The 25,327-nt window shown below is 45.3% G+C and carries 22 protein-coding genes and 2 pseudogenes; 13 read left to right on the plus strand and 11 right to left on the minus strand.

What is annotated here, in order from left to right:
* Positions 1-5: 5 nt before the first annotated feature.
* Together EKO24_RS17260 and EKO24_RS17265 are read right to left on the minus strand one after the other, a co-directional pair.
* Complete coding sequence (locus EKO24_RS17260; RefSeq protein ID WP_127027936.1) at positions 6-1,361, minus strand: HDOD domain-containing protein; 1,356 nt, start codon at positions 1,359-1,361, stop codon at positions 6-8.
* Positions 1,362-1,425: 64 nt separating this feature from the next.
* Positions 1,426-1,890 carry an RDD family protein gene (locus tag EKO24_RS17265; RefSeq protein ID WP_127027937.1) on the minus strand — a complete coding sequence of 155 codons (465 nt, stop codon included), beginning with the start codon at positions 1,888-1,890 and terminating at the stop codon, positions 1,426-1,428.
* A 430-nt stretch (positions 1,891-2,320) separates the two neighbouring features.
* Between EKO24_RS17265 and pcnB the strand changes: the two genes are divergently transcribed.
* The 7 genes from pcnB (at position 2,321) to EKO24_RS17300 (ending at position 7,653) form a co-directional block, all read left to right on the plus strand.
* Positions 2,321-3,670, plus strand: coding sequence for a polynucleotide adenylyltransferase PcnB (gene pcnB, locus EKO24_RS17275; protein ID WP_127027939.1), 1,350 nt, complete (start codon positions 2,321-2,323; stop codon positions 3,668-3,670).
* A 23-nt stretch (positions 3,671-3,693) separates the two neighbouring features.
* Entirely contained in the window at positions 3,694-4,197 is a 504-nt protein-coding gene (gene folK, locus EKO24_RS17280; protein ID WP_127027940.1) for a 2-amino-4-hydroxy-6-hydroxymethyldihydropteridine diphosphokinase, read from the plus strand.
* Between the two features lie 42 nt (positions 4,198-4,239).
* The gene (panB, locus tag EKO24_RS17285; protein ID WP_127027941.1) at positions 4,240-5,055 is read left to right on the plus strand and encodes a 3-methyl-2-oxobutanoate hydroxymethyltransferase; all 816 of its coding nucleotides are present in this window, start codon (positions 4,240-4,242) and stop codon (positions 5,053-5,055) included.
* Positions 5,056-5,060: 5 nt separating this feature from the next.
* Complete coding sequence (gene panC / locus EKO24_RS17290; RefSeq protein ID WP_127027942.1) at positions 5,061-5,915, plus strand: pantoate--beta-alanine ligase; 855 nt, start codon at positions 5,061-5,063, stop codon at positions 5,913-5,915.
* Positions 5,916-6,005: 90 nt separating this feature from the next.
* Positions 6,006-6,392 carry an aspartate 1-decarboxylase gene (gene panD / locus EKO24_RS17295; protein WP_127027943.1) on the plus strand — a complete coding sequence of 129 codons (387 nt, stop codon included), beginning with the start codon at positions 6,006-6,008 and terminating at the stop codon, positions 6,390-6,392.
* A 658-nt stretch (positions 6,393-7,050) separates the two neighbouring features.
* Positions 7,051-7,206 carry a hypothetical protein gene (locus tag EKO24_RS22430; RefSeq protein ID WP_154671601.1) on the plus strand — a complete coding sequence of 52 codons (156 nt, stop codon included), beginning with the start codon at positions 7,051-7,053 and terminating at the stop codon, positions 7,204-7,206.
* Positions 7,207-7,401: 195 nt separating this feature from the next.
* Positions 7,402-7,653: a hypothetical protein gene (locus tag EKO24_RS17300; RefSeq protein ID WP_127027944.1), complete on the plus strand. Its 252-nt coding sequence runs from the start codon at positions 7,402-7,404 to the stop codon at positions 7,651-7,653.
* 10 nt (positions 7,654-7,663) lie between these two features.
* Here EKO24_RS17300 and EKO24_RS17305 read toward each other — a convergent pair.
* From EKO24_RS17305 to amoC, 4 genes and pseudogenes are all read right to left on the minus strand, one after another.
* Positions 7,664-8,889 (minus strand): annotated as a pseudogene (locus EKO24_RS17305) (IS256 family transposase).
* Positions 8,890-9,130: 241 nt separating this feature from the next.
* Positions 9,131-10,375 carry a bacterial ammonia monooxygenase, subunit AmoB gene (gene amoB, locus EKO24_RS17310; RefSeq protein WP_127027945.1) on the minus strand — a complete coding sequence of 415 codons (1,245 nt, stop codon included), beginning with the start codon at positions 10,373-10,375 and terminating at the stop codon, positions 9,131-9,133.
* 105 nt (positions 10,376-10,480) lie between these two features.
* Positions 10,481-11,224: a bacterial ammonia monooxygenase, subunit AmoA gene (amoA, locus tag EKO24_RS17315; protein ID WP_127027946.1), complete on the minus strand. Its 744-nt coding sequence runs from the start codon at positions 11,222-11,224 to the stop codon at positions 10,481-10,483.
* 117 nt (positions 11,225-11,341) lie between these two features.
* Positions 11,342-12,094, minus strand: coding sequence for a bacterial ammonia monooxygenase, subunit AmoC (amoC, locus tag EKO24_RS17320; protein WP_127027947.1), 753 nt, complete (start codon positions 12,092-12,094; stop codon positions 11,342-11,344).
* Between the two features lie 285 nt (positions 12,095-12,379).
* On the opposite strand from amoC, the gene EKO24_RS17325 reads away from it, so the two are divergent.
* Positions 12,380-12,811, plus strand: coding sequence for a hypothetical protein (locus tag EKO24_RS17325; protein WP_127027948.1), 432 nt, complete (start codon positions 12,380-12,382; stop codon positions 12,809-12,811).
* Positions 12,812-13,087: 276 nt separating this feature from the next.
* On the opposite strand, the gene rpmE is transcribed toward EKO24_RS17325, so the two are convergent.
* A complete protein-coding gene (gene rpmE, locus EKO24_RS17330) occupies positions 13,088-13,288 on the minus strand; it encodes a 50S ribosomal protein L31 (RefSeq protein WP_127027949.1) in 201 nt (66 codons plus the stop codon).
* 420 nt (positions 13,289-13,708) lie between these two features.
* On the opposite strand from rpmE, the pseudogene EKO24_RS23665 reads away from it, so the two are divergent.
* Positions 13,709-14,509: pseudogene (locus EKO24_RS23665) on the plus strand (IS1 family transposase).
* Between the two features lie 66 nt (positions 14,510-14,575).
* Here EKO24_RS23665 and EKO24_RS17345 read toward each other — a convergent pair.
* A complete protein-coding gene (locus tag EKO24_RS17345; RefSeq protein WP_127027951.1) occupies positions 14,576-15,904 on the minus strand; it encodes an AmpG family muropeptide MFS transporter in 1,329 nt (442 codons plus the stop codon).
* 144 nt (positions 15,905-16,048) lie between these two features.
* Positions 16,049-17,356 (minus strand): sodium:proton antiporter NhaD, encoded by a 1,308-nt coding sequence (nhaD, locus tag EKO24_RS17350; protein ID WP_196240036.1) that lies wholly within the window; start codon positions 17,354-17,356, stop codon positions 16,049-16,051.
* Between the two features lie 210 nt (positions 17,357-17,566).
* On the opposite strand from nhaD, the gene EKO24_RS17355 reads away from it, so the two are divergent.
* Positions 17,567-19,219, plus strand: coding sequence for a nitrite/sulfite reductase (locus EKO24_RS17355; protein ID WP_127027953.1), 1,653 nt, complete (start codon positions 17,567-17,569; stop codon positions 19,217-19,219).
* The gene (locus EKO24_RS17360) at positions 19,206-19,658 is read left to right on the plus strand and encodes a DUF934 domain-containing protein (RefSeq protein ID WP_127027954.1); all 453 of its coding nucleotides are present in this window, start codon (positions 19,206-19,208) and stop codon (positions 19,656-19,658) included. Before EKO24_RS17355 ends, EKO24_RS17360 begins: the two co-directional genes overlap by 14 nt.
* A 76-nt stretch (positions 19,659-19,734) precedes the next feature.
* On the opposite strand, the gene cysI is transcribed toward EKO24_RS17360, so the two are convergent.
* On the minus strand, positions 19,735-21,486 hold the full coding sequence (gene cysI / locus EKO24_RS17365; protein WP_127027955.1) for an assimilatory sulfite reductase (NADPH) hemoprotein subunit: 1,752 nt from the start codon (positions 21,484-21,486) through the stop codon (positions 19,735-19,737).
* Positions 21,487-21,502: 16 nt separating this feature from the next.
* Positions 21,503-23,347, minus strand: a complete 1,845-nt coding sequence (locus EKO24_RS17370; protein WP_241674609.1) for an assimilatory sulfite reductase (NADPH) flavoprotein subunit — start codon at positions 23,345-23,347, stop codon at positions 21,503-21,505.
* A gap of 222 nt (positions 23,348-23,569) precedes the next feature.
* Here EKO24_RS17370 and ald point away from each other — a divergent pair, with 222 nt between their 5' ends.
* Positions 23,570-24,685: an alanine dehydrogenase gene (gene ald / locus EKO24_RS17375; RefSeq protein ID WP_127027956.1), complete on the plus strand. Its 1,116-nt coding sequence runs from the start codon at positions 23,570-23,572 to the stop codon at positions 24,683-24,685.
* A gap of 110 nt (positions 24,686-24,795) precedes the next feature.
* Complete coding sequence (locus EKO24_RS17380; RefSeq protein WP_127027957.1) at positions 24,796-25,179, plus strand: sulfite exporter TauE/SafE family protein; 384 nt, start codon at positions 24,796-24,798, stop codon at positions 25,177-25,179.
* Positions 25,180-25,327 lie beyond the last annotated feature (148 nt).

The following is a 25,327-nucleotide window of genomic DNA, read 5'->3' on the forward strand; positions in this document are numbered from 1 at the left end:
GTATATCAGGAAAGAAAATTCATGGCCGCATGGATGCGATGCTTGGCTTTATGCAGCACGTCCAAAGAAAAGTCGGGGGTAAGTTTACTGTTTTTCAGTTTAGCGTAGGCAGGTATGGAGTTTATGTAAGGTATTTCTTTGGCTCTATGAGTGCCGAAATAACTATGCAATTTGGCTAATATGACAATATCGGCTAAATTCAACTTATCGCTACCACTCTCATAAAACCAGTCTTCAGCGCATTTGGGAATGCCCGTTAATTCAGGAGTAAAACCTAATGTGTGTAATACCAAAGAGCCGACCGACGGGCTCAAAAATGGAATGGCCGACTCCAATACGTCGATATTTGCGTACTCATCCGGATTCTGCTCGGCAAAATGCAATACAGGTATGGTACCTATATCGCTGACCAAACCGGCCAATAAAGCATCTTCAGGATTAACCGAGCCATTTTCCTGCGCAAGCACGAAGCTCAAACTGGAAACATAGAGGCTGTTTTTCCATAAAGTTTGCATTTTTTCCATCAATTGCTGATTTTGGCATTGAAATAATTGTTTTAAACTGATGCCCATGACCAATTTGCGCGTTTGATCCAGGCCTAGTCGAGTAACGGCCGCATGGCAGTTAGTAATCGGTGATACAGGGGAATAGAGCGGACTGTTCGCCAATTGGATTAACTTGGCCACGATAGCGACATCGACACTGATAATTTTTACAGCTTCGTTAATGCCTAAATCCTTCTCTATCGCTTCTTTCAGCTTTAAAGCGACATTAGGCAATGAGGGCAAGCTTAATCTATTTTCCCGGTAGGCTTCGGAAAAACTGGTAAAAAAACGGTTGCCGGCAATTTGTTTAGGCAAGTCAATATCAATCAGCTCAACAGAAATAGGTTGTTGAAGACTTTTCCCCGACCATCGGCATATGAATTCTCCTGAAATCGCCAGAATAGCAATGTCGGTTTGAGCGAATGCCGTTGCGCCGCAAACCTTACCGCTATTGAGCGGCAAGTTGGCCAACGATGATTCTGCCGATAAGGTATAGCGTTTGTCGCTATCGGGCTGAAGTTCAATATTTCCTTTAAGCAGATAAAAAACTGAATTTGTTTTTTGGCCCAATCTGAAAATCACAGAGCCCTGAGCATAATTTAATGTGGCGTGTGCCAACTGCTCAACATAAGCATCATCCATGTCGCGAAGCGGAGCCAGCTTCTTTAGCGCTGACAGCGATAATTTTTTATATTCGCTAGAAACAGGCTCCGAACAGGTAAACTGATTATTTATGCTGGCGGCCGGAACGCTTATGTTCTTTTTCGGAAGAGAGTGCTTGGAACGCGAGGAAAATAGATTAGCAAACCAATTCATGATGACATCTCGACTTTAAGAGTTTGGAAGATGTGTAATATGATGTTTTGTAATAACTTATTGACTATTTGTCATGACCGTCAAAAAAAATGGCGGTTTTAGATAAATGATCGTGCCAACTACACTGATCTTTATCAATAAGAATCCACAAAATACCAAGTCCACAAAAACTCCATGATATTATGGCTGCGGCAAAACGGAATAAAGCCTGTTCCCAGCTGATCGGCCTCATGTCCAACGTGAGCACTTTTATTTTCCAAGCGCGAAGCCCTAATGTTTGCCCGCCATGAGTCCAAAACCAAGCGTAAAAAAAGAAGCTGACCAGCAGTAAATAGAGGGGAAAAAAGAACTGTTGAGCAGTAAAAGCCTGCCCTCCGTTAAAAGGCAGCAACAGCGCAGTGGCAACAAATAAAAGGCCAATAAGTAACAGAATGTCGTAAAGAGTTGCTGCTAAACGACGTAAAAAACCAGGTTTAGAAATGGGGCTATTACCTGGTTTTTGCGGCGTGCTTTTTGTTAACCCTAGCAATTAAATTTTAAATAAAGCCAGTTTTTGACCAAAATACATACACATCGCCATTAGCGCTCCCAACATTATCAGAGAAAAGAAAAATGGCGGTCTATGAAACAGAAGAATGAAAAAATCTGTTGCAAAAAGGCTGGTTAACAAAGGTTGATCAATTAAGCTATTAAGAATCTTTTTGAACATAACAAATTCCAGTCAAGCACGCTAATGTTTGTGCGAATGTTAAAAAAATGGTTGCCTGATCTTTTATCTGGCGCCCGCAACGTGATGTAATTAAAATTGCTCGAAAAAATCAGAACGCTGATTCTACTCCATTCAAAAGGGGAATGTAAAAGAAACTTGCTGATTGGGTTAGAATTCATTTGCAATGATATAATTGGACATTAGAAAAAATAAATAAGGTGTAAAGGCTATTTTAAACTTCTTTAAAAAAATTATTAGATCAGCAAAAAATGATGCTGAACCGACTGGCGCAAACGTCAAAATATACTCACGCGCGGAACACAATATTTCACGATCCCTGATCAGTGAGCACGCACTGAAGGTTTTGTATCGTTTGCAAAAAGAGGGGTTCGATGCTTATCTTGTTGGCGGTTGTGTACGTGATTTACTGTTAGGACGGGAACCCAAGGACTTTGACGTCGTCACCAATGCCGACCCGGATCAAGTCAGAAAAGTATTTCGCAATTGTCGCTTAATTGGCCGCAGGTTTCGTCTAGCTCACGTGCATTTCGGCCGCGAAATTATTGAAGTTGCAACGTTTCGAGGCAGCGGAGAAGAACAAAACGATAATCAAGTACTCAATAAGGAAGGACGACTATTACGGGATAATGTTTACGGTACAATTGAAGAAGATGTTTGGAGGAGAGATTTTACCGTTAATGCACTCTATTATAATATCAAGGATTTTTCGGTAGTAGATTATGTCGGCGGTATGACCGACCACAAAACCGGAACGCTTAAGCTCATCGGCGATCCCGAAACGCGTTTTCGTGAAGATCCTGTACGTATGCTTAGAGCCGTGCGCTTTGCCGTTAAGCTCGGTTTCAAGCTTGATCCTGAATGCGAAAGAGCAATGCATAATGATGTTCAACTGCTGGCTGGCATACCCCCTGCCCGACTTTATGATGAAGCGCTAAAGCTGTTTTTATCCGGCTACGCATTACAGACTTTTGAGATGCTCAGGCATTATGGACTTTTCCAAATGCTGTTCCCTTCTACGGAAAATAGTTTAGCTGTTGAAGACAACAGTTTCCCACGATTGCTTTTAATTAAAGCACTGGAGAACTCGGACAATAGAATCGCGATGGGCAAAACTGTCACCGCTTACTTTTTATTGGCTGCGTTTTTGTGGGAGCCTGTGCGAATGTTGGTCAAAGAAAAGATGGCGCAAGGAGAGGTCGAATTTATTGCCTATCAAGATGCAGCCAATGAAGTTATTTCCCGACAAATTAAAAGCACGGCCCTTCCTCGCCATATTAGCCTGGCTATGCGTGAGGTTTGGAGTATGCAACCAAAATTCAATGCACGTATCGGCTCGAAACCCAGCCGTTTGCTTAGTCATCCTCGCTTTAGAGCCGGTTATGACTTTCTAGTATTACGTGCTGAAACAGGAGGCGCCGACCCCGAGTTAGCTGAGTGGTGGACAAAATATCAAAATGCCAATGAAAATGAACAAAGGAAAATGACTCAGCCTCCGCGCCGCGCACAGAATAACAAATCGGGGCGCAAAAGAAGTTATCATAGAAAAGCTAAAGATAACTCTCCTAAAACAGAGCCTTAAGGCGTAGCGCTTCAAAATTAATTATGGAAAATTCTGAAACTGATTCAGTCACTGTCTATATAGGCTTAGGCAGCAACCTTGCAAATCCTGCTGACCAGGTAAGGTCAGCGCGTACTGCAATAATGCAGACTCCTGGAATCAAAGAAACTGCATTTTCCAGTTTGTACCATAGCCCACCTATGGGACCACAGGATCAGCCTGATTATGTTAACGCTGTGATGTGTGTCGCGACCAAGTTGCCTCCCATTGATTTACTACACTGCCTGCAACGTATCGAAAATAACCACGGACGGGTCAGAAAAGCCGAACGCTGGGGCGCAAGAACTCTGGATTTGGATATGTTAATTTATGACGACCAGCTGATTAATATACCTGAGTTAATCGTGCCGCATCCAGGCTTAGCTGAACGCGCTTTTGTCTTGTATCCTTTATTTGAAATCGCTCCTCAATTGATGATTCCCGGCAAAGGCAATATTGCAGATTTGCTTGCCCAATGCCCAATGAATGAGTTGAGACGGCTAGATTAATTATTCTTAGCCTAATCAAAATCCGTTACCCTTCCGAGAAAAATGAATCAATACCTCTCTACTGGTACGCTTAAGCCCCTATCAATCACTGACCTAGCAGCCATGAAGCAACGCGGTGAGAAGATATCTTGCCTAACTGCTTATGATGCTAGTTTTAGCGCCCTAATCGATAAAGTAGGTATCGATATGATACTGGTGGGCGATTCTTTGGGCATGGTTATTCAAGGACATAGCACAACATTACCGGTCACTATCAAAGATATGGTTTATCACACACATTGTGTTAGCAAGGCTAGGCAGCGGGCATTTATCGTCGCGGATTTGCCGTTTATGAGCTATGCCTCACCGATTATTGCGGCCAAGAATGCTGCTAAGTTAATGCAGATAGGCGGCGCACAAATGGTTAAGCTTGAAGGTCCGAAATTTGAATGCGTTAGCTTTCTTGTTGACCAAGGCATTCCTGTATGCGGGCATTTAGGACTGCTACCGCAATCAGTCAATCAATTGGGCAGCTATAAGGTCCAAGGGAAAGAACTGGCTGCCGCCGAAAAAATACTAACAGAAGCACATCAATTGCAGCAAGCAGGCGCTAGTTTACTGGTATTGGAGTGCATCCCTGCATCTTTGGCTAAAGAGATCAGTTCGCAATTGACAATCCCAATTATAGGTATTGGTGCTGGAGTAGACTGCGATGGACAAGTACTGGTGCTTTATGACATGCTTAACATCGGCCCGATCAAACGACCACGTTTTTCCAGAGATTTTATGAATGGCGCAAACAATATTGAAGAAGCTCTTAACACCTACCACCAGTCTGTTAAACAGTCCCTATTTCCTAGCATCGACCACAGCTTTTGAGTTTTATGCAAATAGCTAAAACAGTATCGGAATTACGCGAAATTGTCAGAGAATGGCGTTCTGCAGGACAGAGCGTTGCATTAGTACCAACAATGGGTAACTTGCACCCCGGACATATTGCTTTGGTAAACAGAGCCAAAGAAAAAGCGAATCGAGTGGTAGTCAGTATTTTTGTAAATCCCATGCAATTTGGCGTCGGTGAAGATTTTGAGACTTATCCCCGCACCGAGCGTGAAGACCAAGAAAAACTTAATATTTCTGGCGCAGATTTATTGTTTCTACCCACTGTCTCAGAAGTTTATGCGCAGAATGCCAAAACGACCGTATCGGTAACCGATTTATCCGAATGGTATTGCGGCGCATCCAGACCTGGACACTTTAACGGTGTGACAACAATCGTTTGCAAACTGTTTAATATGGTACAACCAGATATTGCCTTATTCGGTTTAAAAGATTTTCAGCAGTTTACATTAATAAGAACCATAGTCAGAGACCTGAATATTCCTGTTGAAATCATCGGCGTGAAAACTGTTCGTGAAATCAGTGGATTGGCAATGAGCTCTAGGAACGGCTATTTAACTCCAGAAGAAAAAAATGTTGCGGCAAAAATATATCAGTCTTTATGTACCGCTCGTAACGCTATTTTATCAGGACAACAATCTTATGAAGAAATTGAACGTCAAGGCGTACTTTTTTTGCTTGAATCGGGCCTTCAACCGGATTATTTCTGCATATGTAGGGCAAGCGATTTAAAAAAAGCCGACATAGATGATATAGAGCTGGTTTTACTTACGGCAGCAAAGCTTGGAAAAACACGATTGATCGACAACCTTTGCTTTACCAAACATGAAGCAGCATAATTTATACCATTCTCAATATGCTAGAAGTTGATAGATTATTGTAATTAATGGATAATACGCGGTTCTCAAGGGTATTTAGATAATTTTATTATGCAAATTACAATGCTTAAAGCGAAATTACATAGAGCAACTGTAACTCACTCAGAACTGGGTTATGAAGGTTCTTGCGCGATTGACGGTAATATTCTTGATTTATCTGGTATTAGGGAATACGAACAGATACAAATTTATAATGTCAACAACGGCGCCCGCTTCACGACCTATGCCATACGTGCAGAAGAAGGCTCAGGATTGTTTTCAGTTAATGGCGCCGCCGCACGCCTGGCATGCCCTGGCGATCTCATTATTGTTTGTGCATTTGCAATTTTAGATTCAATAGAGGCTGAACACCATAAGCCAGTTCTAGTTTATTTTAATGAAAAAAACCAGGTTCAACGATCATCAAGCTCTATTCCTGTTCAAGCCGCTTCTGCCTGATATTACAAACCTTTTCTACTTCAATCCGTACCGCAACAAATTCCTACTGTTCAACAAATGGACTTTAGCAGTAGGATTAATCTTAACTAACCAAGAGTTGCTCTAAACGATGCGGCTCAGTTTTTTTTAAAAACACCAATCACGGCATTCTTGTTAATATAGAGCCCGTACGGCATTACACGAATACAGCCACAAGCAATGACCATATCGATAACTTGTTTTTTTGATACCAAATTTACAGCCTTGTAGTAGCAAGCCAATATAAAAGTTTTCACCTCATATCCAGTGGACCTCGATTTGCTGAAATAGTCTGAGGGTCAATTGAGTACTGATAGTGTCATCATAGAGAACGATGACGCCATCGACGCACCGCCTCTGTCGTGCAGGCGCATCCATGTAAAACTTGTCCCATAGTTCCTCCCGTTGTAGCTGGCAATACTTTACACCCGTACATTGTGGGACTAAACATCTAGCCCTGGCCGACAACCTGGAAACATTCAGTTAACAGTGAGCGTAACGGGATATGGCATTAAGCCAAATCAGTGAAAAATTAGTCGCAGGATTTTGAATTGAGCGAATGTTTCTAATAGTCAATCATATTGAAGCGAAGCGAAATTTTATAGTATAGCTATTGACTTTAGCGTAGTGAGGTTCAGTCATGGCAGCCATTAAATACAAAGTCAATTTGACCGACGAAGAAGAGCTCCAGTTGGAAGCCTTAATTCATAAAGAGCAAAGTGCAGCGCGCAGTCAACCCCAGGCTCGCATTCTGTTAAAAGCCGCCGCCGGCATTCAGGATAAAGACATGATCTAGGCGATGGACGTCTCGCCGTCGATGGTGGCAAAAACCCGGCAGCGCTGTATAGAAGAAAGGCCAGAAGCCGCGCTCAAAGATCGCCCACCCGTCCCGGAGGCCAAACACCCAAGTTAACGGAAAAACAAGCACTCATGTCATCGCCATCACTTACAGTGAGGCGCCGGAAGGAGCACACTGCGGACCCTGCGACTATTGTCGGACAAGGTGGTGGAGTTGGGTTATGCGGCCTCGGCAGCTATGAACGATCCGCCGGCTTTTAAAAAACACTTTAAAGCCCTGCAGAAACAAGGGCGATGTATTCCGGACGTCAACGTAGAATTTGTGGCAGCGATGGAAGAAGAAGTCCTGGAGCTGTATGAAGCCCCTTACGATCCCATGCGTCCGGTCGTGTGTTTCGATTTTAGGGAAAGCGTGTTTTCCGAGGGTGTCCTGAATTTTGTGTAAACGGGGTTTATTAAAAGTTCGGCATTCGATCGTCGAATTGAATACTAAACCGATTCAAAGCGGCTTTCCAGTCCTGTAACGGCATGGTCCATTTTTTACTGATGTTCATCAGCGCCAGATAGAACAGTTTCAACAACGCCTCATCACGGGGAAACGAGCCTCGATTCTTGGTGATTTTCCGCAGGCTCATATTCACCGACTCGATGGCATTGGTGGTGTAAATGATACGGCGTATCTCCGGCGGGTAATCGAAAAACGGAATGATACGGCTCCAGCTGCACCGCCAGATTTGGGCAATAGACGGATAAGCCTCGTTCCATTGGGTCTCGAATTCAGCCAGCCGCTGCTCGGCCTCATCGGCCGTGGCTGACTGGTAAATCTGCTTGAGATCGGCTGCGATCTGTTTGCGCATTTTCCAACTGACATAGTTCAGGCTATTGCGCACCCAATGCACGATGCACAGTTGCACCGCCGTTTGCGGATAGACCGTTTCAATAGCTTCAGGAAATCCCTTCAAGCCATCGACGCAGGCGATGAAGATGTCCTGCACGCCGCGATTTTTCAGTTCGGTGACCACCTGCAGCCAGAATTTGGCGCCTTCGGTTTGGGCGATCGAGAGTCCCAGCACTTCCTTTTCACCGTTCATATTAATGCCAATCGCCAGATACACCGCTTTGATCCGTACCGCGCCGCTGTCGCGCACTTTAACGTGGATGCAGTCGAGATACATAATCGGATAAATCGGGTCGAGAGGCCGTAACTGCCAGGCTTTAACTTCATCGGCTACGGCATCGGTTACCGTGGAAATCAACGAGGGTGATACCTCGGTACCATACAGTTCTTCCAAATGGCTCTGGATTTCTCGAACGGTCAGACCGCGCGCATACAACGAGATGATCTTGTCATCGAAACCGGTCCAGCGCGATTGGTGTTTGGCGATGATTTGCGGTTCAAAACTACCGTGCCGATCACGAGGAATCTCAAGCGGCAATTCGCCGAAATCGCCCTTGAGCGTCTTTGGCTCTTGCCGTTGCGGGTATTGCCGGTGGGATTGATAACGGGATTATGCCTGGCATGCCCCAGATGTTCGGTCATTTCGGTTTCCAAGGCTCGTTCGACCAAAGCTTTGGTCAATTGCTTCAACAGGCCATTTTCGCCGATCAGGTCTTCGGTTTTTTGATAACCTGACAATAAGCTATCGATTAGGTCGGTAGGGATGGATTTTGGTGCGGTCATTTTGACTCCTTATAAAGTAACGGCAGTTTCCTGCCTAATGACCGTTTACACAAAAATTTTTACACCCTCTGCTTTCCCGCCCTAAGATTTATATGCGCTTGCTCTGCCCCATTCGAGAGGAAGTAATACCTTATAATTATTGAGCTATTCCCTCAAAAAAAAACCCCTGCTATCTTACATGATAACAGGGGTCTTCAATTCCTTAACCGACAACCGAAGAGCTATCGATCAATTTTTTTCATTAGATGAAAGTTGGAATTAATGGAGCGTCTACCATAACCATTTGACGGTTGCCAGCTTCATCAAAGAAGAACAACAAACCAGCAAAACGGCTATCTGGATCATAGATCAAGTCAGCTAAACGGTAAACTTCCCAAGCAGCATCAGATGCAGTAACTTGAACAGTTCTTGAAGTACCTGGAGCGATTGGGCTGTTATCGCTAACAGACAAACCTTCTTCAGCTAACAAGTCATCTGGATAACCAGTTTCGTCTGTATGAACTTTTGGATCCAAGAAACGAACACCAGCAGTGTTGAACTCGCCCAAACGAACTGCAGAATCACCATTGTTAGTGATAGTCAATGTCATTTGCATAGCACGACCTGGCACACGATAAGTTGCATCTTCAACTTTAACGTTAACAGTTCTTGCTGGCAATTCAATTGGCTTCATACCACGTAACAAACCAGCTTGCAGAGGTGTAGTCACTGGATATGCTGCATTTGTGCTGCTCATACCAAAAGCAACGATTGCAATTGTACCAACCGCAAAGCCCAGAGCAACTTTTCTGTCGCCAGCAGTAATCAAAGAATCTGCTTTTCCTGCTTCCATAGCAATGTGGCGTGGAACGAAGATTGGTTTACGAGCCCAATATCCAACCCAAACCAAGCCTAAGCCATACCAGAAAGCATGCCAGAAGTAAGTGTTGCTCAGGTTATACGTTTCCAAGTTGATTGTATCACCTAACAACGTAGTAACTGGGTTAGTAAATGATCCCATAGTACCAGTAACAGTTACCCATTTACCTGGACCAATGATTGGACCACCGCCTTTTACGTTCATCATAGTGTGAACGTGCCAGTCACCTGGACGACGTGCTTTTAACAATACTTTAAACTCATAAGTTTCGCCCAATTCCAAAGTTACTGAACGAGGAACCAATTGACCACCGATCCATGAACCTTGACGAATAAATACAGGTCCTGGAATACCGATGTTCAAGAATGAGATTTCTGGTTTATCAACAGTTTCAGGCCATCCAGCGAAAACGTGGAATTTACCAGAAATTGTCATTGTATCGTTAACAGCTACTGTATCTTTTGACCAGTTCAAATCAAACCAGTGAATTGTACGCATACGCATGAATGCAGCTTGCGACTTTTCACCATGAGCAGATGCAGTTGGTGCGTAAAACATCGCTGCTGTAACAGTTACCAGCAGTGCGACAAAGGATAATTTAGCAACCTTGTCTTTTATTAATTTCATATATCCTCCTCTATAATAGAGAATCTATAGTTTTCAGAGTATCCAGTGTCAACATATTCTTGCCAACACCAGTCTTTTTGTGTGAATTTCTACAACCAAAGGTTATTAAGAGCTTTGGACGAATCCAGTACCCGCGAACCATTTACCAAAGAAATGCCACAAGAAGTAAATCAAGATACTCACGAAAGCAGAGAAGAATGCTGATACTGGAGCAACGTCTTTACCAAAAGTTCTTAATGTACCTTTTTCAACCATTCTGATGTACTCAGGAGTACCAGTTCTTACATAGTGGTAACCTTGTAAGTCAGCCAATGTCATCATCATGCCGTTGTATTCAACAGGAACATGTAATGGAGCCATAATTGGCCAGTTGCCTGGATAGAATAACAGACCGTATGCCATACCGCCGATTACAGCAGTAATTGTCATGCTGTTTGTCAACATCAACACAACGTCAAGAACGATAGCACCTGGCATCAGGTTTGAAGGGAAGCAGAAGTTTACTGGGAAATAAGTCCAACCCCAGAAGTTCATATATCTGTTGATCCACTCACCTAAAAGCAGACCCAAGATGCAAACAACCGCGCCGAAAGGCAAACGGTAACGCCACCACAAACAAGCTTGAACAGCAGCAGGGAAAGTAATTGAAACGATTGGAGCTACGGTTACCCATAGACGTCTATCTTTCCAGTCAGTCCAGAAATCCCAGTCACCACCGGTTAACATGTAGTGAATGTGATAACCGCCAAGTACAACAAAGAACAATGTAAACAGAATTAGCCAGTCGAACGTACGTGAAACTTTAACTGCTTCAGCGCGTGAACGTACAGCTGATTGAGATGCGCTCATTAGCTTACCTCCTAAAGGATTTAAATTATTTTTATTAATGACTATCTTCAACTTCCGCTGTTCCGTCTAAAAACGGAACAGCGTGGAGGAGATAGTAATTACAACCAAAGACTTATATTAAGCTAAGTCTTTTTTCAGAAGCTTAGCAATAGCTGCAACTTCTGTGTTCACAACACCTAATACACCTAAAGCAGCCCATCCGAAGAATACGAAGCCATAATGTAAAGGAGCAACAAACAACTCTTCCATAAACCAGAAAGTATGACCCCATTCGTTCAAACCAACGTTTGGCAGAATCATGAAAGGACCAACAACCGCAACCATATATTGCAGGTGCAAACCTTGCTGATAAGTAGGAAGTCTTGTTTTTGCGTATAAGAAGCAAGCACCACCAGTGATGATGTAGATTGGATAGCTCAAATAGAATTCGATGATGTGACTTGGTGTAAAGTCAGTATCACGAACGATAGTTTGATGCCATGTTCCATCTTGCTCTGTAAAGTAGCTAGCGCCATAGTAAATAGCGAAAGCATACATTACCAACCAAGTCCAATGAGTAAAGTGTCTTCTTAACTCTTCTCTTGGAGTGATCGACATTACTTTACGATCACGAGTTTTCCAGATGTAACCCCACAGGATACCTGCAGTTGAAACTTCTAAAACGAACTCGATATAAAGAAAGTTCATCCAATATGTTTCGAATTCAGGTGCGAATGAATCCAGACCAGCTGACCAGCCATAGATACCTTCATACCAACGAACCCAAGCATAGAATACTACATACACCAGAGATCCAAGGATCAAGTTTTTCTTATTTAACAGCGGTGCTTCCGCAGCATCAGCTCTCACTGATTCAGTTGTAGCTGCCATTTCTACCTCCAAAAATTATCAAATCCCTGACTTAATTATGATCAGGGGCTATAGTTACAACTCCATTTTCTCACCAGCACCTAATAATCTAAGGGCCAAATGCCACCAAGTCAATTTAGTGAGCTGTCAGTCTACCAGTTCAATTAGCCTTGTCAAGTCAAATTCAATCACTGATTACACTTCACCCCCTCTCATCCTTACACACCATTTTCTTGTACGCTTAAGATATTGATTTCTGATAGAATTAATTTTTACATTAACCGCTTCAATCATCACTTTAAATCCATGAAGAAATATTCCATCTTAATTCTTATAGTCGGTTTGGCAGCTCTGCTTTTGGTTCAAAAAAAAGTCGTCATGCCTTTCGTCTATAAAGTTGTCCAATCAGACCTTTTTCTTGTAGAAAGCAAAGACCAAGGAGGACAAACCCCTATATCCACCCCCCTAACCAAACTCGCCTTTTTACATTGCAATAATTACATTAAATCCAAACTCGAACCTAACTCATCCGTTAGTTTTCACGACAAAGCACTTAACGCCTGGAGCCTAGGAAATTACCAATATATCATTAACGGCGAAATTGACATTACAAACACAAGCACAATCACCAAGAAATATGTTTGCAGAATAAATTACAAAAATGGCGACAATGAAGAAGGCGCCATCGACTTTGCTAACTGGTCTATTGAAGGCTTATCAGGATTAGATTCTATTTAAGACATCTCCAAAATATACCCCCAGCCAAATTACTCCAATCTCAAAACAAACCATAAACCCCGAGCGATAACCATAAAAAAAGGCCGACTCAGTTTGTTGAGTCGGCCTTTTTTTATGGTTATCGTAAACAATCAATATGCTTTTTTGCCTAGAAATAGACAGTACACAGCAAGAAAGAAAACACTTCTCTTATTCACCACCATTCTTTCTCACACAATAAATACTTCCCCCGCAACAACGCAAAAACCTAACTACTTGAACAAAAAAGCAAATAACTTATTTACCGTACTTTTTACGGAACTTATCGACACGTCCCGCCGTATCGACAACACGTTGTTTTCCTGTATAAAAAGGATGGCATGAAGAACAAACCTCAACTTGCAAATCCTTACCCAATACAGAACCGGTTTCAAACTTGTTACCGCAACCGCAAGTTACAATAATTTGTTTATATTCTGGATGAATTTCTGGTTTCATATCACTTTACCCACAAACGTGGCCACATACTTTATTAGAGAACTCGGCATGATACGTATTTTATTAAAAGTTTGCAAATTAATTTATCTTATACACATTTCTTTAGATATTAACGCATTTCCTCAGCCAACAAGACACTAATACAGAAATATCATTTCCATGAGAATCAATTTAGCAACCCGATCATTATTGCACTTTGCTTTATTCTTCATCTTAAAGGCCATATATCGCTATAGAAATACATACATCTATTTATTACAAACAGATCCGCAAAACAAGCACCACATTCGCGGCATGAACATATAACTCAAGAATAATAAATACTCAAAAGACCAAAATCTTTCTAGAAAAGAACAAGCCCAATTAGATCAATTCTTCATCCAGAAGCATTGAAAAAACGGGCAATAGGTTAAACATGCGATTTATTTTAATGCCTGCTATCAAGAAATCACTTGCCCTGCTTGTGCAGCCTCAAACTATAAAAACTGACCGTAGTACCGAGGAAACGCAGCGTTACCCAAAATCCGGATTTCCCCATAAAAACCTTCATGCTGAATTACCGCCATACGCTTACGAACCCGGCAAAAAGAACAAGTGGGACATGGATATCAATGGCAGTGACATCCGTGATACCGCCGCAGAGCACTCAAAATCAATAAAAATACCGTGATTCGTACGTTAAAAAAAGCCGAACACTATCATCCAAGTAAATTCCAAATTCCAGGCTTTTTTCCACAACGGAAAAACTTGAAGTGAAATTGGAGCTGACTTGTGGTCAAACTGAAATGGATAAGCAGAGATCTTATACCGACAACAAATCCAATCAGTGCAGGCTCTGGCATGCCGCAAATCACCCCATAAACATCGCGATGACTTATTAGGTATTTAACAAATTCAAGGATACCGTATTCAAAGAGCTGAAAGCACTGCTTGAATCCTTTCGTTACCACACCAATGACTGGGACGTTTATGAGCGACACCTTGAAACCAATAGGTGCGAAGCAAGTAAGAGCAATATTCAAAAGACTGAACGCAAAATTTTGAATCCCAGAACCCGGAGAAGCGATTGACAAACAAAATAATCTGCTTCTTGAGGCCGAAAATCCTGCATGACACCGCCATCGAATGATCAACAAAGTTGAATTTGGCTTGGATATTCATGCTAAATTACAAATTCAACCCACCATCAAAAAACGCACTTATCGCATTAATCAAGCGTAAGATCACCAACATCAGCCCTAGGCAAATCAGCCCCAGATAAAAGACGAATCAATTACCCCCAATTTATCATTGTTTATAACCATAATCTTTAAATCGCTCCTGATAGCGCATCAATAAAAGCACCAGCACAATTGACGGCAAACCTACCGCCGAAGCATAAATAAAAAAAACAGTATAACCATAACTATCAACAACTACCCCGGAGAACCCTCCCAATAGCTGAGCAGGCAAAGTCATTAAAGAACTAAATAGCGCATATTGAGTAGCTGTATACGCACTACTTGTTAAACTGGAGAGATAAGCTATAAAAACCGATGTCGCAATACCGCCACTTAAATTATCAGCACTTATAACGCCTGACAGTAAAAGCAGGCTAGGTTTGCTAATTGCCAACACAGCAAACAACAAGTTAGTAGCAGCCACCATAATCGCACCCAGCAGCAAAGGACGCATAATTCCATATCTAACAACTAAAGCCCCACCCACTGCGGCCCCGGCAATAGTCATAAAAAAACCAAAAACCTTACTAATATCCGCAATATCCTTTTTACTAAATCCCAAATCAAGATAGAACGGGTTTGCCATAACCCCCATGGTAATATCACTCATCTTATAAACGGCGATGAGCATTAATATCAATAAGCCAACCCGGCCATTACGCGCAAAAAACTCCACAAAAGGATTTAGCACAGCGTCGATAAAACCCAGAAACAATCTCAGCCAGATACCCTGACGCTCCGTAGAAATATTTTCACCCCTTTCGCCACAATGTTTATACTCCGGTTCCCTGAGACAAAATGTCGTTATCAATCCAACAGACATAGCGGCCGCCATAATAAAATAAGCAATTTTCCAACTAGCGTAATCTGCGATATAAAAAGCCCCCGCACCTGACATCAGCAAAGCAATCCGATAACCCAACACATAGGTTGCCGCCATAGCCCCTTGAAACTCAGGAACCACCGATTCAATACGGTAAGCATCAATAACGACATCTTGCGTAGCCGAACAAAACGCCACCCACACCGCAAAAAGAGCAATCTGTTGTAGCTGACTATGCGAATCAGAACTCCCCATTCCAACCAAACCAACAATTACTCCCAACTGGGCAAGCAGCATCCAGCCACGCCTTTTGCCTAAAAACTTAGTCAGAAATGGTAACGGCAGCTTATCGACAACGGGAGCCCAAAAAACTTTTATTGAATAGGTAATCCCGACCCAGCTAAAAAAACCTATAACTGATCGCTCAACCCCTTCATCTCGCAACCAAGCAGATAAGGTTGAAAAAACTAATAAGAAAGGAAGTCCAGCAGAGAAACCAAGAAATATCATGCTGCGCACTTGCGGCTGCATATATACAAAAAAAGCCGACTTCCAACTTTTACTATCAGACATCGACCTTACCAGGCTGACTCAATTGCATTAGCAGACATGCCGTTACTTTGTAATTATCTGCTTTTATTATACTCATAATTAATTTGAAAAATGGCTTGTGCAGTTACCGAGCACCGCACATAAAGTGCGGTGCTCAATAAACCATCAACCATTAATAAGATAATGAACAACAATACTTCCTACGTACCCCCCGGCAATCGCCGGAGTCCACTTCAAGTGACTGAAGAATGTATATTTGTGGTCAGATTGCCCCATTAATGCAACACCCGCAGCCGAACCGACAGACAATAGCGAACCACCGACACCGGCAGTTAACGTTACCAATAGCCATTGGTATAAATCCATATCCAGATTCATATTCAACACAGCAAACATAACAGGAATGTTATCAACAATCGCCGAAATCACACCCACTAAGATATTAGCCGTTGTAGCGCCTAGCCCATCATACATAGCGGCAGACAGCAACTCCAAGTAACCAATATAACCTAAGCCGCCGACAGCAAACACCACACCAAAGAAGAACAACAAAGTATCCCATTCCGCATGACGCACTTTGTCGAAAATATCAAACGCATCATCACCTTCAACGCGATAAACTGTTTTTAAGCGATAGCCGTAAAGCATTAATGCAGAAAGTCCAACCATCATGCCCATAAATGGCGGCAAATGTAGGGCTTGTTTGAAGCTTACAGCCATAACGATAGTCAATAAAAACATTACACAAACTACTATTGCACCCGGCTTTAACTGCACAGCTTCCTCTGCACTGGCTTTAGGTTGCTCATCAGGCACAGCAAAATACATCACTGCTGCCGGCACACCATAATTCACGGCTGATGGAATAAATAATTTAAAGAAATCAAAAAATTCAGCGTATTCAGCCTGCCAAACCATCAATGTAGTAATATCGCCAAAAGGACAAAACGCTCCACCCGCGTTAGCCGCAACCACTAAGTTAACAAAACCGATACTAACAAACTTAGGATTATCAGCTCCCACCGCCATAACAACCGCGCCAACCAATAAAGCCGCCGTCAAGTTATCCGCCACGGATGACAAGAAGAATGTAATAATGCCGGTAATTAAAAACAATTTGCGATAGCCAAACTGTTTTCTTACCAACCAGGAACGCAAAGCCTCAAACACGTTACGCTCAGCCATTGAGTTAATATAGGTCATCGCAACCAGCAGAAATAACATTAATTCTGCATATTCTTTTAAGTTATACTCGAAAGCCTCATGCATATCTTCAACAGAAACGCCCGCTTGAGCCGCTAAAACCGCAGCATTCGCCCAGATAATGCCAGCCGCCAAAATAACCGGCTTGGACTTACTTAAATGAGTAAATTCTTCAGCCATAACAAAGCCATAGGCAATAATAAAGATCAGAACGGTATAAATACCCCGCTCCGTCCCCGTCAAACCAAGACTTTCAAAACCGCCAGCCATCGCCATTCCGGGCAATAGCAAGAGAGACAACAACACAAACAATGACCGTAACAAAATAACCCCCTAACTTTTATCTAAAAAATTAACCAAAAACACCCAAAATTTAACAGTCAATCTTAGCACTATATAATAACCTTTGTCATTTTATGACCCACAGTATATGATTGTTGGCTGTAACTAATTGTCTATACATGCGCTTAGCGCCCATCTATGTACCAGTATAATAACGACGACCAAACACTCATTGAACAACGGGTAGCCCAATTTAGAAGGCAAACCGAAAGTTTTTTAAAAGGCCAAATTTCAGACGACCAATTTCGCGCATTGCGCCTAATGAACGGTCTCTATGTACAAACTCACGCCCCTATGTTGCGGGTAGCGGGTCCTTACGGCCTGCTTAATTCGAAGCAATTCAGAAAACTGGCCCATATTGCCCGAACCTACGACAAAAACTACTGTCATTTTACGACCCGGCAAAATGTCCAGTTTAATTGGCCTAAATTGGAGCAAGTTCCCGATATTCTTGAAGAACTGGCCAGCGTCCAATTGCACGCCATCCAAACCAGCGGCAATTGCCTAAGAAACACCTCCTCGGACCATTTAGCCGGCGTTTGTGTCGATGAGATAGAAGATCCTCGTCCTTATTGCGAAATTATCCGGCAGTGGACAACCCTGCATCCAGAATTTGCTTACTTGCCGCGGAAATTCAAGATTGCCGTCAGCGGTGCTGAGCATGACCGTGCTGCAACCCAACTTCATGACATCGGCCTGCATCTAGTTAAAAACGATGCCGGCGAAGTCGGCTTTAGAGTACTGGTTGGCGGCGGGTTAGGCCGTACGCCTATTATTGGTCAGGTCATCAAGCCCTACCTGGAAAAGAAACACTTGTTGTCTTACCTGGAAGCCATACTCCGTATTTACAACCTGTTCGGACGCCGCGACAACAAATACAAAGCGCGTATTAAAATTCTGGTTAAAGAAACCGGCATGGAGAAATTTTCCGAGTTGGTTGAAAACGAATGGCTGCTAATCAGGGATAGCTTGGAACTTAGCACTGACCGCATTGAAGCCATCAAAGCCCACTTTACCTCGCCAGCCTACGAAACAGATGCCGCGCAAGACACAAGCTTTGCACAAAGCCTGTCCGAAAACAAAGCGTTTGCGACTTGGGTTAAATACAACACGGCCGATCACAAAATACCTGGTTACCGCGCGGCATTCCTATCGTTAAAAGCGCCGGATTCACCTCCGGGCGACATGACCGATGCACAGCTCGACGCAGTTGCCGACCTGGCTGACCGCTACAGCTTCGGCGAGATCAGGAGCACGCACCGGCAAAATCTAGTTTTTGCCGACGTAAAACAAGCGGATTTATTTCCTTTGTGGCAACAGCTCGATGCGCTGAAACTGGCGACACCGAATAACGGCACCGCAACCGATATGATTTGCTGCCCCGGTCTTGACTTTTGCTCACTTGCCAACGCAGGAACCATCAGCATTGCCAAGGAAATCAACGAAGCGCTAGATGACTTGGACTATCTCCACGACATCGGCGACGTGAAGATCAACATGTCGGGCTGCATGAACGGTTGCGCGCACCAAAGCGTCGGCCATATCGGCATACTCGGCGTCGACAAAAAAGGGGTTGAATGGTATCAGTTGACCTTGGGCGGCTCTTCGGAAAACGAGGCGGCTATTGGAGAAAGGCTGGGGCCATCCATTGCTAAAGATCAAGTTACCAAAGCCGTTACCACCATTCTGGATGTTTATATCAAACAACGCCTCGACGACGAGTCCTTCCTAGATATGGTAAAACGCGTTGGTCTCAACCCATTCAAAGAGCAAGTCTATGCAAGTAATTAAAGACAAACAGATTATCGACGACAGCTGGAGTTATATTGCCGATGATGCCGAACTTAAAGACGGCGATATCAGCGTCTCTTTAGCTCGCTGGAAAAATGACAAGCAGCAACTGCTTCACTCTAACGGCAAAAAAGGTGTAAGAATCGGCCCTGCTGATTCGGTTGATGAAATCGCAGCCGATTTAAAAGATATTCAGCTAGTCGAGCTCGATTTCCCTGCCTTTGCCGACGGCCGCATTTTCTCTCATGCATGGCTGCTTAGAGGCCGCTATAACTATCAAGGCGAAATCCGTGCAACCGGCCACTTCATGCGGGACCAAGTCTATTATTTATCGCGTGTCGGCGTGAATGCGTTTAGTCTTAAAAAAAGCGAAGACTTGCCTGTCGCGCTAGCTAACCTGGATGATTTCACCGTCAACTATCAAAAATCCATTCTTTAATTTTCAAGACACGAACAAGGTGCGCCGTCGATGCACCTTGTTCCGTTTAAGCTACTTACCGGCCTGCAAAGCAAGCTTATAAGTGAAAATCCTTTCCTGCCGACACCTCTTTGACATAACCAGCCCTAATGACAAAATCGCCAAATCGTTCACCGGGTTCCCGCTCGCGGCCATAACGATGAAGAATCGGCGTCAATTCGGCAACAATCTGTTCCTCGTTGATATTTTCCCGGTACAGCTTATTCAGCCGCTGTCCGTAAAAGCCTCCGCCCAAGTACAGATTATACTTACCCGGAGCTTTACCGATAAAGCCGATTTCCGCCAGCACTGAGCGTGCGCAGCCGTTCGGGCAACCGGTCATGCGAATCAGGATAGGATCGCGTTGAAGCCCGGCCTGTTTAATAATCAGGTCAAGCTTATCGAGCAATGATGGGAAATAGCGCTCGCTTTCGGCCATCGCCAAGCCACAGGTTGGGAAAGCCACGCAAGCCATTGAATTCAGGCGCAACGCTGTCTGACCGGTATCTGTAAACCGATATTGTTCCAGCAGCGCATCAATGGCCGGTTTTCGTTCACTGCTGACCTGGCCGATAAGCAAATTTTGGTTGGCGGTTATCCTAAAATCGCCGTCATGCACTTTGGCAATTTCACGCAACCCGGTCATCATCGGGTGATCATCGGTATCGGCTATACGGCCGTTCGGAATAAACAATGTACGATGCCAAGTATCGTTAGCCCCCTCGACCCAGCCGTAGCGATCGCCGGAATGCTCAAAAATAAAAGGCCGAGCTGGCTCCATATTCCAACCCAAGCGCCGATTCAACTCAAATTTGAGCCATTCAACGCCTCGATCTTCAAGCGTATATTTAAAACGCGCATGTTTGCGATTGATCCTATCGCCGTTATCGCGCTGAATCTTAACGATTTCCTCGGCAACTTGCAGCGCCTTGTTTTTAAGGCAATAGCCGATCACATCGGCCAAGCGCGGATAGGTTGACGTCTCGCCATGAGTCAGGCTCAAGCCGCCGCCGGCGGTAACATTAAAGCCGAGCAGATGATTATCTTCGGCAATCGCGATAAAACCTAAATCGTTCGCAAATATATCCACATCGTTGCTGGGCGGAACCGCCAGCGCTATTTTGAACTTGCGCGGCAAATAATACTTGCCATAGATCGGCTCCTCGTCCTTACGACTGGAAGATAACAGCTCTTCATACCCAGGTTTCGTTTGTGCGGGCAAGCCGCTCAACTCAGCTTTATCCAGCCAGATTTCATGGTAAGCCGTGGCTCTAGGCAGCAAATGTTCGCTGATACGGCGGGCATATTCGTAAACTTCCGCATGAAGCCGCGATTGGTACGGGTTGGAATGGCACATCACGTTACGATTCACATCCCCGCAGGCGGCAATCGTATCCAGCAACGCGGCGTTAATTTCGGCAATCGTGCTTTTCAGGTTACGCTTGGCGACACCGTGCAGTTGAAAAGTCTGCCGCGAAGTCAACCGTATCGTGCGATTGCACCAAGTATTGGCGATACGGTCTACGTCCAGCCATTGCATTGGCGTACACACGCCACCGGGCACGCGAATGCGAACCATAAACTGGTAACGGGGCTCCAGTTTTTGCCTGCGGCGCTCGTCGCGCAAGTCACGGTCATCCTGTTGATAGATGCCGTGATATTTTGATAGCTGGGCATCGTCCTCGGCCAGCGCGCCAGTCAGCGGATCTTGTAGGCTTTCAACCAGAGTGCCGCGAAGATAATTGCCGGCATCCTTGATCCGCTCGGCGTCAGCCAGCTTTGCCAATTCTTCCGGAGTCTTAGCTATCATCATCTCATCCTCGGATTTAATAGACATCCCGTTGATAACGCTTTGCCTTTTGCAGCTCCGCGACATAGCCTTCCGCATTGTCAGCGCCGATTTCAGCAGCAACAATTTTTACTAACGCCGAATGCACATCATGAGCCATCTGTTTTGCATCGCCGCAAACATAAAAATAGGCGCCATCTTGCAACCATGCATACAACTCCTTGCCGTGCTCGCCCATGAGGTGCTGAACGTAGATTTTCCGTTCCTGATCGCGAGAAAAGGCCACATTCATCCGGGCCAATACGCCGTTTTTCAGGTAACGCAGCCATTCGGCTTGATACAGAAAATCGGTCTCGAAATGCTGCTCGCCGAAAAACAGCCAATTTTTACCCGGTGCGCCAACAGCTTCGCGCTCCTCGACAAAAGCGCGAAAAGGCGCGATGCCGGTACCGGGCCCGACCATAATAATCGGCGCAGCCGGATCGGCCGGAAGCTTGAAATTATTGTTGCAATCGATATAAACGGGGACAGCCGCATCCTCGTTTATACGGTCTGCCAGAAATGTAGAACCCACTCCTTTACGGTCCCGGCCGTGCGCTTGATAACGCACGGCCGCCACAGTGATATGCACCTCGCCGGGATGCTGTTTCGAGCTGGAAGCAATCGAGTACAAGCGCGGCGGCAATTGGCGAAGACATTTAACGAAAGCTTGCGGCGACACATAATCGGCCGGAAAATCAGCGACTAAATCGATCATCTCGCGACCGTGCAAATAATCGTTCAGTTTGCGTTTGTCGTGCAGTAACTGGTCCAGCTTTGGGTTATTCGCCAATAAAGCGTATTTTTGCATGACCGGCCGGGTAATGGTCGTGATTTCATAATGCCGGAACAGCGCATCGTAAAGGAAACCGTCCTCGCCGCCGTCAAGAATCACCCATTCCTTACCGCCAAAGCCCAGTGCCTGCAACAAGACCTCAACCATGTCGGGCGCATTGGTTGGATAAACACCGAGCACATCGCCGGGCTCATAAGTCAAACCGGAACCTTCCAACGACAACTCCAAATGATGCGTTTCCTTAAGCGAACCGCAGCCATTCAGCACAATATTTTCCAATAAAATCGCAGGAAACGGATTCTTCCTGGAATAAGCTGGCGTGTTTGCGGCAGGAGAAGGCGGCAGCCCGGCCGGTTCGATTTTAGTTTCCGCCCGAACTGACAGTTCATTCAACACCGCATCCATCCAGGCTTCGGCGCTGGACTCGTAGTCCACATCGCAATCAACCCTGGGATAAATCCGCGTTGCGCCCAGCTCCTCCAAGCGACGATCAAAATCGGCGGCGGTTTTACAGAAGAATTCATAGCTCGAATCGCCCAGGCCAAGCACCGAAAACTGCATCTGCGGGAACGATGGAGCCCGCTTGCTGAATAAATGTTCGAACAACTCTTTGGCGTTGTCGGGCGGTTCGCCTTCGCCGTAAGTGCTGACAATCACCAGCAGCTTTTTCTCCGCCTTCAATTGCATGAACTTATAATCGCCCATTTTCTTGATGACAGTCTTTAATCCCCGGCCGGCCGCCAAGCGATGCATTTGTTCGGCCAACGCATCGCTGTTGCCGGTCTGCGATCCGACCAGAATCGTAATATCGGCGCTATCGTTAAGGCTTGGAGCGGCAGCCACATTGCTCGCCGCCAACCCGGACAAATACCCTCCGGCCCAGGCGATTTGCTCCGGCGATAACGCGGCAATAAACTGCTGAAGAAGGCGATATTGATCGTTGCTTAAAGGCGTCCGGCTACGTTCAAGCTGCATATAAATACCCTGGTTCGACATGAACGATAAGGCGATACTTGCAATTTCGCTGATCAGGCTACGCCAAGCCATGTAGACTCACAATACCGGCTATTACGTATTTATCTGGAGGTACCTAATAATAGAACACGGATGGCACGGATCATGACTGATGGTCGCGGATTGATTCAATCCGTTTAGTCTTGGCTCTATTTCCCAACTAACTCATCGTGCAAGGCTTGAACTATGCTACGCTCTTGTTATGTGTATGAATTCAACACGCACACCGTTCCATTAACACCAGGAGTTCAAATCATGCTAATCGGACTACCCAAAGAAATTAAAGACAACGAAAACCGCGTCGGCCTGACGCCGGGCTCAGTCAAAGCGTTAACTCGCCGAGGCCATCAGGTGCTGGTACAAAGCGGTGCCGGCGAAGGCAGTTCTCTGCCGGACGAAGAATATTTGACCGCCGGCGCCCAGATCGTGCCGACTGCGGAAGATGCCTGGGCCGCGGACATGGTGGTCAAAGTCAAAGAGCCGATTGCATCGGAATATCACTATCTACGCCAGGACTTATTGCTGTTTACCTACCTGCATTTGGCTTCGGATACAGCCCTAACCGAAGCACTGCTGGCCAGCGGCACGACCGGCATCGCTTACGAAACCGTGCAAACCGAAGACGGCAGCTTGCCGTTATTGATGCCGATGAGTGAAGTTGCAGGACGCATGGCGACTCAAGCAGGCGCAACCTATTTGCAAAAATCGCACGGCGGACGCGGCGTACTCATCGGCGGCGTACCGGGCGTCGCACCGGCCAATGTTGTCATTCTGGGCGGCGGCATTGTCGGTACGAACGCCGCGCGGGTAGCCGTCGGCTTAGGCGCGCAAGTCACGGTACTGGACATCAGCCATGCCCGCTTGAAATACCTGGATGACATTTATCGCGGACAACTGCAAACCCGCATCAGTAATGAATCGACAATCGAAGAACTGATTACGAAGGCCGACCTAGTCATCGGCGCGATTCTAATCCACGGCGGCCGTGCTCCTTGGCTGATTACCCGCGACATGCTGCCGACGATGCGTAGAGGCTCGGTAATTGTTGACGTGGCCGTCGATCAAGGCGGCTGTGTGGAAACGACTCGTCCAACAACCCACAGCCATCCGACTTATGAAATTGACGGCGTCGTGCATTATTGCGTCGCCAATATGCCTGGTGCGGTGCCGCGCACCAGTACCTTCGCATTGAACAACCAAACCGCCGGCTACGCGTTGCGCCTGGCAAACGAAGGCCTGGACGCGGTGCGTAAGGACAAGGCCTTGCAATACGGGCTTAACACTTACCGAGGCGCCGTGACTTATCCGGCCGTCGCGGAAGCGTTCGGGCTGAAATCTATCGACCCGGTTCAGGCATTGGCTAACTGTTAACCGGCGTTAGGGATTGTCCGCGACAACCGGCTGTTTTCGCGGACTTCGCTTTTTATAATACCAAGACTTAACATCAGTCTTGAATACAGATAGTCGACAGGAGAACACAAATGCCCTCATGGCTCATATTCGCAATTATCGGCATTATCGGCGGCATAGCGGCGGGCCTGTTCGGCATTGGCGGAGGCATTGTGATTGTACCCGCGCTCATTTACTGGGCAGGCTTCTCCCAGCACACGGCGACAGGTACCACGATTGCCGTATTACTCCCGCCGATTGGTCTGGCCGCTGCATTTGAATATTACCGGCACGGCAATGTCGACGTAAAAGCGGCCGCGATTCTGGCCGCGACGATGTTTCTCGGTTCATGGCTAGGCGCGTACGTTGCGAACCAGATGCAAGGGCCGCAACTTCGCCTTATCTTCGGCCTTTTTGTTTGCGGCCTTGGCGTTTACCTTGTCTATGGCGCTTGCAAACGGCTTGGCTGGATTTGATCGAGTTTTGTCAGCATATGAAAACACTGTTCAAGTTCGTTTATTGAGGTTCCTGGCCTCACCACCTATCACATTATTTAGGCTATTATAAAGTCCATCGATTTTTGCCGTTGTAAATTGATGAGTACAGTAAAACAGTTGTCCGAAG

This window comes from Candidatus Methylobacter oryzae (assembly GCF_003994235.2).
Taxonomy (GTDB): Bacteria; Pseudomonadota; Gammaproteobacteria; order Methylococcales; family Methylomonadaceae; genus Methylobacter_A; species Methylobacter_A oryzae.